This window comes from Mesorhizobium amorphae CCNWGS0123, assembly GCF_001686985.1.
Classification (GTDB): Bacteria; Pseudomonadota; Alphaproteobacteria; order Rhizobiales; family Rhizobiaceae; genus Mesorhizobium; species Mesorhizobium amorphae.
Genome location: NZ_CP015318.1, coordinates 6125690 through 6138429, shown reverse-complemented (window position 1 = coordinate 6138429; position 12740 = coordinate 6125690). Strand labels below are relative to the sequence as shown.

Below are 12740 nucleotides of genomic sequence, written 5' to 3'. Positions count from 1 at the left end.
TCGCCTTCATTTCCGTTTGTAAGACAGCGGCCGTCATATTTTTGCGGTTTTCCTCGGCTTGTGCTTGCTTGCGGGGACCGGCATCCCACCTATAGGCGGTGGTTTGGCGGGCAAGGGTTTATTAGAAAATAGTCATGCTAGCGCGATCGAACGAACAGACCAATGCCGAGACGGCTTTGGCGCCTGCGGCGCCAGCCGGCACGCGTGGTGACGCCTTCGACCTCGCGCAGCGGCATTCGCGCCGGGTGCGGGTGCTAAAATTCGCGGTACCGCTGCTTGCAGCCATCATCGCCGTTGCCTTTCCGGTCTACTCCTATCTCGCCGCGCCCGAGTCGATCTCGGTGCAGGCCGACGGCAGCGCCTTCTCCGACGGCAAGCTGGTGATGGCCAATCCCAAGCTCAACGGCTTCACCAAGCAGAAGCTGCCCTATTCGCTGACGGCGCTGCGGGCCATCCAGGACGTCGGCAAACAAGGCATCATCGATCTGGAAGGCATCAATGCCAAATTGCCGCTGGCGCCCGACAACGTGGCGACCGTCAACGCGACGCGCGGCATCTACGATCGCGCCGGTAACACGATGAACCTGACCAGCGACATCACGGTGACGACAACCGATGGCATCGAGGCCAAGCTCAAATCCATCTTCCTCGACATGGGCAAAGGCACTATGAAGACGAATGATCCGGTCGATGTCAGCCGCGGCGGCTCGCGGATCACGGCGGACACGATGTCGATCCAGGACAATGGCAAGGTTCTGGTTTTCGAAAACAGAGTGCGCGTCAACATCGACGCCGCCAGCCTGAAGGCGGCGGAGGCAAAGAGCGGAGAATCGAATGCGTCCCAGTAGTTCGGCACGGCTTGTGGGCGCGGCATCGGCGCTGCTGCTGCTCGGCCTGGTGCCTTCGCTTGCCCAGTCCGGCGCGACCAGTCAGTCCGGCCTCAAACTGTCGGGCGACCAGCCGATCCAGATCGAGAGCGACAAGCTGGAAGTCCGCCAGGCGGATAGTGTCGCCGTGTTCAGCGGCAACGTTACCGTCACGCAGGGGCCGACCATGCTCAAGGCCGGCAAGATGACGGTGTACTATGTCAAGGATCCCAATGCCGCAAAGGGCGCGGCCGCAGGAGCCTCGGCGATGACCGGCTCGGCCAACATCGACCATCTGGTAGTCGAGAACAAAGTCTATATGAAGTCGGATGACCAGATCGCCACCGGCGACAACGGCACTTTCGACATGAAGACGCAGGTGCTCGTTCTGTCCGGCAAGGAAGTGGTGCTGTCGCAAGGCCCCAACGTGCTGAAGGGCTGCAAGCTCACCGTGCAGATGAAGACCGGCCTTGCCAATGTCGACGGCTGCGGCGGGCGCGTCATCATGTCGATGACACCGCCACCGAAGCAGGGAGCGCCGAAGAACTAATGGCCGGCGTAGCGTCGCTGCTGGCCCGCCTTCCGGGGCGGGCCGCCGGCAAATTGGGGACACCGGCCACGGCCAACGTCGATTCCGCGAAGTTCAAGGGCACCTTGATCGCCAAGGGCCTGACCAAGAGCTACAAGGGCCGCAAGGTCGTCAGCGGCGTGACCATCGGCGTGCGCGCCGGCGAGGCGGTCGGGCTGCTCGGCCCCAACGGCGCCGGCAAGACCACCTGTTTCTACATGGTCACCGGCCTGGTGCCGGTGGATGAAGGCACGATCGAGATCGACGGCTTCGACGTCACCTCGATGCCGATGTATCGCCGTGCCCGGCTCGGCATCGGCTACCTTCCGCAGGAAGCATCGATCTTCCGTGGTCTGAGCGTCGAACAGAACATCCGCGCCGTACTCGAAGTGGTCGAGAAGAGCCGCAAGGAGCGCGAACGCAGCCTCGACGAACTGCTCGAGGAGTTCCACATCAGCCATCTGCGCAAGGCGCCGTCGCTCTCGCTTTCCGGCGGCGAACGGCGTCGCCTCGAGATCGCCCGCGCCCTGGCGACGCGCCCGGCCTACATGCTGCTCGACGAGCCTTTCGCCGGCATCGACCCGATTGCCGTCGCCGACATCCAGCAGCTTGTGCGCCATTTGACGGCGCGCGGCATCGGTGTGCTGATCACCGACCACAATGTGCGCGAGACGCTCGGCCTCATCGACCGCGCCTACATCATCCATGCCGGCCAGGTGCTGACGCATGGCCGCGCCGACGAGGTGGTCGCCAATGCGGATGTGCGGCGTCTCTATCTCGGCGAGGGTTTTACGCTCTGAGCGTAAAATACGTTTCCCCGCAGTGAATTTGGGGCAATTCCCGGTTGTTTTTTGCTATCTTTCGTCCGGATAACGCTCCGGTAAGCGACTCTTGCTAGCGTTTCGCTTGACAAGCAAAAGCCGGGCCAGTCTCTATGCCCGGTCGGAAAATCTGTTCCGGCTGTTCCGATGCGTAGACTTCCCAGTGGGTAGAGAAGGCGTTTGAAACCGAACCATGGCTCTGGCGGCAAAGCTACAGCTACGACAGTCCCAGTCGCTGGTGATGACGCCGCAGCTGATGCAGTCGATTCGGCTGCTGCAGCTTACTCACATCGAGCTGGACCGCTTCATCGACGACGAGATCGAACGCAATCCGCTGCTTGAGCGCGCCGAGCCGCAGGACGATGCGGCGAGCGACCAGGCGCAGAAGAACGACGCCGCGCCTGAGCCCGCTTCAGACGGGGACTGGTTCGAAGCCGAGACGCAATGGAGCGCCGAGGCGATCTCGGACAAGCTCGACTCCTCGCTGGAGAACCTTTTTCCGGACGATCCCGGCACCAGCGAACGGCTCGGGCCCGACCTTACGGCGCAATGGAAATCGGCCTCCGGCGGCAACGCCGGCGGATCGTCGTCCGAGGGCTTCGACGTCGGCGACATGGCGGCCACGGCAATCACGCTGCGCGAACATGTCGGCGAGCAGATCGCCCTTGCCTTCGCCGATCCGGCGGCGCGGCTGATCGCCGGCGAGCTTGCCGACGGCCTCGACGAGGCCGGCTACCTGCGCGCCGACACCGCCGAAATCGCCGTCCGTCTCGGCGCGAACGCGGCGGCGGTGGCCAAGGTGCTTGACGTTTGCCAGACATTCGAGCCCGCCGGCCTGTTTGCCCGCGACCTTGCGGAATGCCTGTCGCTGCAGCTAGCCGTGCGTGACCGGCTCGATCCGGCGATGAAGGCGCTGGTCGCCAATCTGGAGCTGTTGGCGCGGCGCGATTTCCAGACGCTGAAACGCATCTGCGGTGTCGACGAGGAGGATCTTCTCGACATGCTGGCCGAAATCCGGGCGCTCGACCCGCGGCCCGGCACGGCATTCCTGGGCGGCGCCAGTGACGCGATCGTCGCCGACGTCGAGGTGCGGGCGGCCAATGATGGCAGCTGGACGGTAGAGCTCAATGCCGAGACGCTGCCGCGCGTGCTGGTCGACCATATCTATTTCGCGCGGGTTTCCGGCCACGCGAAAAACCAGACGGAAAAGGACTTCCTGGCCGAGTGCCTGCAGAACGCCAACTGGCTGACGCGCAGCCTTGACCAGCGGGCGAAGACCATCCTCAAAGTGGCGTCGGAAATCGTGCGCCAGCAGGACGCGTTTCTGGTCCATGGCGTGCGTCAGTTGAAGCCGCTCAATTTGCGCACGGTGGCCGATGCCATCGGCATGCACGAATCGACCGTCAGCCGGGTCACGGCGAACAAATACATGCTGACGCCGCGCGGCGTGTTCGAGTTGCGTTATTTCTTCACCGCCTCGATCGCTTCGGCGGGAGGCGGCGATGCTCATTCCTCGGAAGCGGTGCGCGACCGCATCAAGCAGCTGATCGACGAGGAAAAGCCCGTCGATGTGCTTTCCGACGACGCCATTGTCGATATGCTGAGAGAAAGCGGCGTCGACATCGCCCGGCGCACCGTCGCCAAGTACCGGGAAGGCATGAACATTCCCTCGTCGGTGCAGCGGCGGCGCGAAAAACGGGCCCTGGCCAGCGTCGGGCGTTGATACGGTCCCAAATGGGCCCTGCGAGACGGGCCGGATTTCCACAGTTTTCGTGCTTCATTGACAAGCCGCAATGAAGTGGCTAGAAGCCCGCCCGCATGAGACGGGCTCGAAGCCCGCATGCGAATGGTCCGTCACGGTGAAGGCCACGGGACGGCCAAGAAGGCGGCTTGTGATCAATCGGAAAGTCCGGATTTAAAAACAGCGGGAGTGCCGCCGCAAAGCTTGTGCGCACGGACCACGAGTATAAACTCGGGGCAGTTTGAAGCCTGAGCAGGGAAGGTCAGTTTTCAGATGAAACTGCGCATATCGGGAAAACACATGGATATCGGCGATGCGTTTCGTACGCGCATCAACGACCGTGTCGGCGAGGCGATCGGAAAATATTTCGACCGCGGTTTCTCAGGGCATGTCACGGTCATCAAATCAGGGTCGCGCTATTCCGCCGACTGCATGATCCGGCTCGATTCCGGCGCATCGCTGCAGGCGACCGGCGACGCCCAGGATCCAACGCTGGCCTTCGAGGCCGCGGCAGACCGCCTGGAGACGCGGCTTCGGCGCTACAAGCGCCGGCTGAAGTCACACAATTCCGGCAATGGAAACGGCGAACCCACCGACATCGCTTATACGGTGATGGCCCCGCTTGCCGACGACGACGAGGAGATACCGGACAATTTCGCGCCGGCCATCGTCGCCGAATCGACCATGACGCTGCGCACCATGTCGGTGGCGTCGGCCGTCATCGAGCTCGACACCAAGGACAGCCCGGTTTTCGTCTTCCGCAATGCCGGGAACGATCATCTCAACATCGTCTATCGCCGGCCGGATGGGAACATCGGCTGGATCGATCCGTCCACGACCAAAGTCGCACAGGGATAAGAAGCCAGCCGCGCGAGGGGGCGAGGACTGGCGGGCGGCGGGCGAACAAGGGAATTTCAAGCATGGATCTGAGCGATCTGATCAACGTTCCGGCGATCATGCCGGCGTTGAAGGCGAACTCAAAGAAGCAGCTGCTGCAATTGCTGTCCGAAAGGGCGGCGGCGATTTCCGGCATTCCGGAGCGGGAGGTGTTCGACACCATCCTGCAGCGCGAGCGGTTGGGTTCCACCGGCGTCGGCAACGGCATTGCCATTCCGCATGGCAAGCTGGCCGGGGTGAAGCGCATTGCGGGCGTCTTTGCCCGGTTGGAGACACCGGTCGATTTCGAGGCGCTGGACGATCAGCCGGTCGATCTGGTGTTCCTGCTCTTGGCGCCGGAAGGTGCGGGCGCCGACCACCTCAAGGCGTTGTCGCGCATCGCGCGCGTGCTGCGCGATGCCGACACGGTGGCCAAGATCAGGGGCACGCGCGATGCGGTCGCGATCCATGCGCTTTTGTCGGACACACAGGCCTCGCACGCGGCCTGAAGTTTCTTTGGGATAAATCTTCCAAGGGCCGCCGCGGGCGGCCCTGTCCATTTCAGTGGCCAGCAGTCGCTTTAGTGGATAGCGACGGTGGTCAGGTCGTTCTCAAGCGCGCCCGCCAGAGCCCGGTCACGGGCATCCGAAAGCAGGATCGGCTGGCCGTTGGCGGCAAACAGCGCCCACAGCTCCATGCCGGGCGCGATTTCGCCGAGGCCGGGGAAGCGCCCGCGCAGATCGTCGCTCGACACTTTCCTCAGATAGGCGACCGTACCTTCGCCGAGATGGGCGAATTCGCCGCTGGACATGGTGAGATTTTCGGCAGTTCTGGTCATTTCAAGCCTCCTTGGCGCGAGGACGCCGCTCAAGGCCGCCTCGCATGAGAGCCATCGGTGAGGATCAGTCTTTCACCGATATGTTTATTTTCCGTACCAGCCGCTCGGCCTCCGGGCGGTCGAGATCGATCGACAGCAGGCCGTTCTTCAGCTCCGCCGCAATCACCCGCATGCCGTCGGCCAGCACGAAACACCGCTGGAACTGGCGCGCGGCGATGCCGCGGTGGAGGAATTCGCGCTCGGTGTCGTCATTTTGACGGCCGCGCACGATGAGCTGGTTCTCCTCCGTGGTGACATCGAGATCGCTTTCGGCGAAGCCTGCGACGGCAAGCGTGATGCGCAGCCTTTCGGCATTGCCGTCAGCACCGCTGAGGCGCTCGATGTTGTACGGGGGGTAGCTGTCGCCGGACTTCGCCAGGCGTTCGAGCGTCTTTTCCATGGAGTCGAACCCCAGGAGAAGCGGACTCGAAAAGGGCGTCATTCGGCTCATGTTACAGTGTCCTCTCAAGAGCGACATAAACTGGAAAAACCCAGATGGCATTTTTCCCGATGGTCTTGATATGGTCTGCCCCCTGGCCAAGTTCAAGCCATCAAAAAACCCCGCCCAAAAAGACTCCCCAGACAAGGAATTGAAATGCCCCATACCCGCAAGATCATCATCGACACGGATCCCGGCCAGGATGATGCCGTCGCCATATTGCTGGCGCTCGGCAGCGCCGAACTGGACATCGTCGGCATATCAGCTGTTGCCGGCAACGTGCCGTTGAACCTTACCGAAAAGAATGCACGCAAGATCTGCGAGCTGGCCGGACGGCCCGATATCAAGGTCTATGCCGGCGCCATCCGGCCGCTGGCACGCGAACTGGTCACCGCCGAGGAAGTGCATGGCAAGACCGGCCTCAACGGGCCGCAGTTGCCCGACCCGACGATGAAGCTGCAGGACCAGTATGGGGTCGATTTCATCGTCGAGACGCTGATGAACGAGCCGAGCGGCACGATCACGCTTTGCGCGCTCGGGCCGCTCACCAACGTCGCGCTGGCGCTGATTCGCGAGCCGAGGATCGCGCCTCGCATCAAGGAGATCGTATTGATGGGCGGCGGCTTCTTCGAGGGCGGCAATGTCACCCCGACCGCCGAATTCAACATCTATGTCGACCCGCATGCCGCCGATATCGTGTTCAAAGCCGGCATTCCGATCGTCATGATGCCGCTCGACGTCACCCACAAGGCGCTGACCACCGCCAAGCGCACGCAGGCCTTCCGCAAACTCGGAACCAGGGTCGGCACGGCGACGGCGGAGATGCTGGAGTTCTTCGAGCGTTTCGACGAGGAGAAATACGGCACCGACGGCGGACCGCTGCATGACCCCTGCGTCATCGCCTATCTGCTGAAGCCGGAGCTGTTCGAGGGCCGCAACTGCAATGTGACGGTCGAAACCTCGTCCGAGCTCACCATGGGCATGACCGTTATCGATTGGTGGGGCGTGACCAAGCGGCCGCAGAACGCCATGGTGATGCGTGACATCGACCACGACGCGTTTTTCGCGCTGCTTCTGGAGAGGCTGGGGCGGCTTTAGAACTGTATGGATTGATGCATATTGTTCGCCCAGAAGCGTAGAGCTTCTGGGCGATGCCTGGCCGCCTATTTGCGGAGCAGGCTATAGGTTTCGGTGTCGTTGCGGCGATGCTGCCGCTCGATTGAGACCTTCGAGCCGATGGCTCGCGGCGACGCCGTGTCGTCATAGACGAACACAAGGCGGTCATTTTCATCGAGGCGAATCCCATACAAATAGCGGAACCCGCTGCCGATCGCGACTTCGGGACTTGCAGGAGCGTTGAGAACGTTGACCACAGTACCGGTCAGGCGCTCGACATTGACGATCGGGCTGCTTTGCCTCGCAATCGGGATGCCGATCGCCAGCGCGCACGCGCCCACGACAAGGATGGTGAGGATGCCCCTGAGGTTCTCCCGCAGGGTTATCCAGGCAAGGGAATGCCGAACCTTGGCCATACGTATCACCTGACAGCAGGGACCCTGTGTTTCATCGGTATCGTGACCGGCGGTCGTTCAATTTGCGAACCTGTAGAAGGTCGAGCCATTCTCGCGCGTGACGAGTTCAATGTTTGCGTGAGCGCCGATCAGATGCGGGCGTTCGTCTTCGACAAGAAAAGACGAGCCATCCTCGACAGACACCAGATAGATGCCACGGCCGTGATCCAATTGGACACTTTTGACCGTTGCATTGATTGGCTGGACCGAGCGGATCGGGCTGGCGTCATTCGCCCATTTGTGCGGATCCATGGCAAAAACCGCCGCAAACACGGCAATGATCAGGATCACGCCGGGCGCGTTCCTTTTCACGTCAGCAAAAGTCCATGACACCGGCATGAATCCCCACTTGCCGATTCATGTGGTGGAGAGAAGGCCGACTTTCAATCGGCCCCCTGTTCCAAGAGATTACTGTTCGCGGCCCGGCTACCGGCTACCGGCCGCCGTCACTTCGCCTTGGAAAAAGCCAGCCACAGGCCGCCGCCGACCAGGAAGCTGCCGCTGATCCTCGACAGCAGCTTGACCCGGCTGGCCGACAGCAGGCGTCCGGCGCGGGCGGAGGCGAGTGCGTAGGTCGAATCCGACACGGCGGCGAAGATCATCGCGGTGAGGCCCATGACCGTGATCTGCAGCGCATAGTTGCCTTCCGGGGAAATAAATTGCGGGAAGAAGGCGCCGAAGAACACCAGCGTCTTCGGGTTGCTCAGCGCCACCAGCAGGCCCTGCAGGAAGAAGCCGCCACGCGGCTTCCGCGCCGTCCCGTCGGCGTTCAGCGTGCCCTTCGAGCGGAACATCTGCACGCCCATCCAGATCAGATAGGCGGCGCCGATCAGCCTCACCCATTCGAACCAGTGGCCCATGCCCGCGATCAGCGAGGTCAGGCCGATGCCGACAATGGCGATCATGATGGCAAGCCCAGCCTGCGTGCCGGCGACATTGGCAAGGCCGGCGCGCGAACCGTGGCGGATGCTGTTGGCGATGATCAGCGTCACCGTCGGTCCGGGCACCAGGATGATGACGAGACAGGCAAGCAGATAGGCGGCGTAGAGTTCCAGCGACATGGGGTTTCCTCGACAGAATGCCGCTATGCGACGCGGCCATGTCAAATCAATGCATGGGATCGCCGCGGGCGCAAGCCGCCGGAACTGTCACCGATAGAACCAGGCTGGCCTCAGGAGGCGCCGGCCTGCCACGGCAGCGTCGCCTCATAGGCCGCTCCCGCTCTCAGCACGGCAAGGTCGGAGCGCGGCGGACCGATCAATTGCATGCCCATCGCCCTGCCCTTGGCGTCGAAGCCGACCGGTACGTTGAGTGCCGGACAGCCGCCCAGCGTGGCGAAGGCAGAAACCTGCATCCAGCGGTGATAGCTGTCCATGGCGCGCCCGGCCACCTGGTTCGGCCAGTGGGTGGAGACCGCGAAGGGAAAGACCTGCGCGGTCGGCAGCGCGACGAGGTCGAAGCGCTCGAACAGCGATAGCAGCACCTTATGCCAGGACGTGCGGACAACCGAGGCCGCGCGGATCTGCGGCGCCGTCAGCCGTATGGCTTTCTCCACCTCCCAGACGGCTTCCGGCTTCAGCAGGCCGCGTTTGTGCGGATCGTCATAGTGGATTTTGAGCGCGGAGCCGCTGCTCGCCTGGCGCAGGGTCACGAAGGCCTGCCACAGCGCTTCGAAATCGAAATCCGGCAGCAGTGGTTCGGTCAGGAAGGATGCATCCGCGAACCGGCCGAGGGCTGCTTCGCACAGATCGAGGATGCCGGCTTCGAGCGGCAGATGACCGCCGAGATCGCCGAGCCAGGCGACGCGACCGCCGCTTGCCGGCGTTGCCAGCCCTTCGAGGAACGAGCCTGGTTTCTCCCAGGACAATGGCGCGTGTGGATGATAGCCCGCCTGCACATCGAGCAGAAGCGCCATGTCGCTGATGTTGCGGCCCATCGGTCCGTCGACTCCCATCTGCGCATGAAAGACCTCAAGGTCCGGTCCGCCGGGCACAAGGCCCTGCGACGGGCGGAAACCATAGACATTGTTCCAGCCGGCCGGATTGCGCAGCGAGCCGCCGAAATCGCTGCCGTCGGCCACGGGGAGCATGTCGAGCGCAAGGGCTACGGCCGCACCACCGCTCGAGCCGCCGGCGGTCAGGGCCGGGTCGAAGGCATTGAGCGTCGAGCCGAACACGCTGTTGTAGGTGTTCGAACCCAATCCGAATTCGGGAACATTGGTCTTGCCGATGATGATGGCGCCTGCCTTGCGCACGCGTTCGACGAAGAAATCATCTTCTTGCGGGACGAAATCGGCGAAGATCGGCGAGCCGAAGGTGGTTCTGAGCCCCTTGGTCAGCGCAAGGTCCTTGATGGCGATCGGTAGGCCGAACAGGGTCCCCGCCTCCCCACCGCCCGCCAGATGGGCGTCGGCCGTGGCGGCTTCAGCCAGGATGTCGCTACGCTCGCGCAGCGAGACAATGGCGTTGACCTGCGGGTTCACCGCCTCGATGCGGTCGAGGAAGGCCGCGACCACCTCGCGCACGGAAAGCTGCCGGCGTCTGATACGATCAGCCAGTTCCACCGCGGACAGGCGGCAGATCTCGCCGGCCGCCGGCAAGGCATGTTTGGTGGCCGGGCGCGGGCCTGTCATCGCGCACCGGTCAGGGCGGCGTCGACATCTTTTGCCAGCGGGATCGCCGGCTGGGCGCCGGGCTTCAGGCAAGCAAGCGAGCCGGCGGCGGCGGCGCGGACGAGCGCCTGTTCGAGCGGCAGGCCGGACGACAGGCCGGCGCCGAAATAGCCGCAGAAGGTGTCGCCGGCGCCGACGGTGTCGACCGGGGTGATCTTCAGCGCCGGCACCGTCAGGAAATCGTCCGGCGTCGCGGCCAGCACGCCGTCGCCGCCGAGCGTGACGACGATGGTGCGGCCGGTCTTGCCGGCATAGTCGCGCATCCGCGCCGGGCGGTCGCGGCCGGCGAGCGACAACGCCTCGCCATAGAGGTCGAATTCGGTTTCGTTGGCGACGGCGTAGTCCGCCTTGGCAAGCAGGTCGGACGCCTCGCCGCGAAACGGCGCGGTGTTGAGCACGCTGACCGCGCCGGCCGCCCGGGTCGCGTCGAGCGCGGCCTCGACGGTCTGCAGCGGGATCTCATGCTGGAGAAGCACGACATCGTTCTTCTTCAGCAGGGCTTTGGCAATGTCGGCCGGCAGCACCGAATCGTTGGCGCCCGGCACCACGGCGATGACGTTCTCGCCGTCGGCGCCGACCAGGATCAGCGCCGTGCCAGTCGAGGCGAAGCTCTCTCCGACGCCGGACAGATCGACTTTCCCGTCCCTGAGCAATGCGGTTGCCTCGGCGGCGAAACTATCCTTGCCGACCGCGCCCACCATTCGGACCTTGGCGCCGGCGCGCGCGGCAGCCAATGCCTGGTTGGCGCCCTTGCCGCCGGGCGCCGTCGTGAAATTGGAGCCGCGCACCGTCTCGCCAGGTGCCGGCAAGCGGTCGACATTGGCGATGAGGTCGAGGTTGATCGAGCCGACAACGATAATCAAGAAATGCCTCCTGCTGAATGCGCGGGAAGCTAACCCGTAAGGCGATCCGTTGCCAGAGCATGCTTGTGCGTGTGGTTTGGCTCATTGCCTCATTCGCAGCGCACCGTGACTGTGCCCTGATAGTTGCCGGCCGGAAAGATACCCGGTGATTTTGTGGCGGTGAGGTCGACCTGGATGGTGTGGGTGCCGTTGGTGAGGCGCTGCGGCGAACTGCCCGGGATGTCGGTGCCCGAGCCGTCGATGCGGAAGACTGTGGCGAAGGTAGTGTTGGTGTCGCCGCCGCTTGGCGCGGAGGTGAAGGCGATAGGTGGCGGCGCTGAAACCGAAAAGCAATCGAGCAAATTGAGTATGGAGCAGAGCAGGGAGCTTGCGGTGATGGTGGCGCCTGCGCTCGACCCGCCGGCCTGCTTGGAGCCGAATATGTTGATCGCCGGGTTCGGCGTCATCGTTCCCGAGGCGCCGATCATGATCGTGCAGGTGCCGATGATCGCCGCATGCGCCGGAAGGTCGGACAGGGCCAAAGCAGCGACTGTGAGCAGCGCGAGGCTATTTCTTCTTCTTCTTGCCATCGCCGTTTCCGGTTCTGATGCTCCAGCCTTCGTTGGCCCATCCGGTTGATGCGGCCGCAGGAGCGGTGGCGGCCGTGGGAGCGGCGGCAGCCACGCTCCCCGTCGTCTGGCCGTCGGCGCCAAGGCCCATCTTCAGCAGCTTCAGTTCAAGCTGCAGACGCTCGACCTCGAGCTCGTAGAGGCGGCTGCAATCGACGCGCTTCGGCTTCCGCCCGATCGGGACCACCACGCGGCCGTAAGTGGCGAGGTCGCTGTTCGACTGGCTGTTGCTGTTGCCTCTGATGACGCCGACGTCGAGATAGGCGCCGCTGCCGGAAACGGCGGAGCGGCAGGTCGTGCCGTCGGACGCATGAACCTCGTCCTGGCCCTGAGGCAAGGTGACGCCGGGCAGGGTGAAACCCGTCTGGTTCTGGTTCAGGTTCAGGATATCCTCGGCAAACCCCTGATTTACGACCGCCCAAACGGGCAGCAAGGAAAGGGTCAGAACCTGCGATGCCCGAAAAACTTTCCGCATATCTGTGCCCTTATTTGCGTCTGCTCGCTTGGAAAGGGGATACTCTCGGTACAGATACGCACTTTACGCTCGGTCGCGCCGTCGAACGGCACGACCACCAGAACCGGGCGCGATGCCTGGCCAGCCAGCAGGAAGGCGTTCGGCGTGATCCTGGCATCGACGGGTTGGAAATTCTGGTCATAGACATGGATTTCGACGCGTATGCGCTGGTCATACGGGTTGCCCGGGAAGACCCGCACGGCGAAGGCGTCGGTAAAGGACCTGACCTCGCCGCGCATCGGCGTCATCGACTGGCCCGACGCGGCAATGGGAACGAGGGCGACAGCCAGTGCCGCCGCCAGAATTCGAACATATGTCAAAGCTC

General features: G+C 63.4%; 17 protein-coding genes. 7 read left to right on the top strand and 10 right to left on the bottom strand.

The window, feature by feature from the left end; genetic code table 11:
* The first annotated feature begins 134 nt into the window (after positions 1-134).
* From lptC to ptsN, 6 genes are all read left to right on the top strand, one after another.
* On the top strand, positions 135-848 hold the full coding sequence (gene lptC, locus A6B35_RS28890; protein WP_006200392.1) for an LPS export ABC transporter periplasmic protein LptC: 714 nt from the start codon (positions 135-137) through the stop codon (positions 846-848).
* Positions 835-1416 carry an LptA/OstA family protein gene (locus A6B35_RS28885; protein ID WP_006200391.1) on the top strand — a complete coding sequence of 194 codons (582 nt, stop codon included), beginning with the start codon at positions 835-837 and terminating at the stop codon, positions 1414-1416. Before lptC ends, A6B35_RS28885 begins: the two co-directional genes overlap by 14 nt.
* Entirely contained in the window at positions 1416-2234 is an 819-nt protein-coding gene (lptB, locus tag A6B35_RS28880) for an LPS export ABC transporter ATP-binding protein (RefSeq protein WP_006200390.1), read from the top strand. Before A6B35_RS28885 ends, lptB begins: the two co-directional genes overlap by 1 nt.
* 214 nt (positions 2235-2448) lie before the next feature.
* Entirely contained in the window at positions 2449-3978 is a 1530-nt protein-coding gene (rpoN, locus tag A6B35_RS28875; RefSeq protein WP_006200389.1) for an RNA polymerase factor sigma-54, read from the top strand.
* A 291-nt stretch (positions 3979-4269) separates the two neighbouring features.
* Positions 4270-4854, top strand: a complete 585-nt coding sequence (gene hpf, locus A6B35_RS28870; RefSeq protein ID WP_040582113.1) for a ribosome hibernation-promoting factor, HPF/YfiA family — start codon at positions 4270-4272, stop codon at positions 4852-4854.
* Between the two features lie 62 nt (positions 4855-4916).
* Entirely contained in the window at positions 4917-5381 is a 465-nt protein-coding gene (gene ptsN, locus A6B35_RS28865) for a PTS IIA-like nitrogen regulatory protein PtsN (protein ID WP_006200387.1), read from the top strand.
* A gap of 71 nt (positions 5382-5452) precedes the next feature.
* Here the strand turns inward: ptsN and A6B35_RS28860 are convergent, their stop codons facing one another.
* Complete coding sequence (locus tag A6B35_RS28860) at positions 5453-5710, bottom strand: BQ00720 family protein (protein ID WP_006200386.1); 258 nt, start codon at positions 5708-5710, stop codon at positions 5453-5455.
* Between the two features lie 64 nt (positions 5711-5774).
* A complete protein-coding gene (locus tag A6B35_RS28855; RefSeq protein WP_006200385.1) occupies positions 5775-6200 on the bottom strand; it encodes an Hsp20 family protein in 426 nt (141 codons plus the stop codon).
* Positions 6201-6344: 144 nt separating this feature from the next.
* Between A6B35_RS28855 and A6B35_RS28850 the strand changes: the two genes are divergently transcribed.
* Positions 6345-7286: a nucleoside hydrolase gene (locus tag A6B35_RS28850; protein WP_006200384.1), complete on the top strand. Its 942-nt coding sequence runs from the start codon at positions 6345-6347 to the stop codon at positions 7284-7286.
* 65 nt (positions 7287-7351) lie between these two features.
* Here A6B35_RS28850 and A6B35_RS28845 read toward each other — a convergent pair whose 3' ends face one another.
* The 8 genes from A6B35_RS28845 to A6B35_RS28810 all read right to left on the bottom strand — a co-directional run bounded on the left by A6B35_RS28845 (position 7352) and on the right by A6B35_RS28810 (position 12735).
* Positions 7352-7720, bottom strand: coding sequence for a hypothetical protein (locus A6B35_RS28845; RefSeq protein ID WP_006200383.1), 369 nt, complete (start codon positions 7718-7720; stop codon positions 7352-7354).
* 57 nt (positions 7721-7777) lie between these two features.
* On the bottom strand, positions 7778-8050 hold the full coding sequence (locus A6B35_RS28840; RefSeq protein WP_244425875.1) for a hypothetical protein: 273 nt from the start codon (positions 8048-8050) through the stop codon (positions 7778-7780).
* Positions 8051-8205: 155 nt separating this feature from the next.
* The gene (locus tag A6B35_RS28835) at positions 8206-8820 is read right to left on the bottom strand and encodes a LysE family translocator (protein WP_006200381.1); all 615 of its coding nucleotides are present in this window, start codon (positions 8818-8820) and stop codon (positions 8206-8208) included.
* A 110-nt stretch (positions 8821-8930) separates the two neighbouring features.
* Complete coding sequence (locus A6B35_RS28830; RefSeq protein ID WP_006200380.1) at positions 8931-10391, bottom strand: amidase; 1461 nt, start codon at positions 10389-10391, stop codon at positions 8931-8933.
* A complete protein-coding gene (locus A6B35_RS28825) occupies positions 10388-11293 on the bottom strand; it encodes a ribokinase (RefSeq protein WP_006200379.1) in 906 nt (301 codons plus the stop codon). Before A6B35_RS28825 ends, A6B35_RS28830 begins: the two co-directional genes overlap by 4 nt.
* A gap of 89 nt (positions 11294-11382) precedes the next feature.
* Entirely contained in the window at positions 11383-11862 is a 480-nt protein-coding gene (locus A6B35_RS28820) for a hypothetical protein (protein ID WP_040582111.1), read from the bottom strand.
* Positions 11840-12376 (bottom strand): hypothetical protein, encoded by a 537-nt coding sequence (locus A6B35_RS28815; RefSeq protein ID WP_040582110.1) that lies wholly within the window; start codon positions 12374-12376, stop codon positions 11840-11842. The genes A6B35_RS28820 and A6B35_RS28815 overlap by 23 nt, the downstream gene beginning before the upstream one ends.
* A complete protein-coding gene (locus A6B35_RS28810) occupies positions 12343-12735 on the bottom strand; it encodes a PDZ domain-containing protein (RefSeq protein WP_006200376.1) in 393 nt (130 codons plus the stop codon). Before A6B35_RS28810 ends, A6B35_RS28815 begins: the two co-directional genes overlap by 34 nt.
* Positions 12736-12740 lie beyond the last annotated feature (5 nt).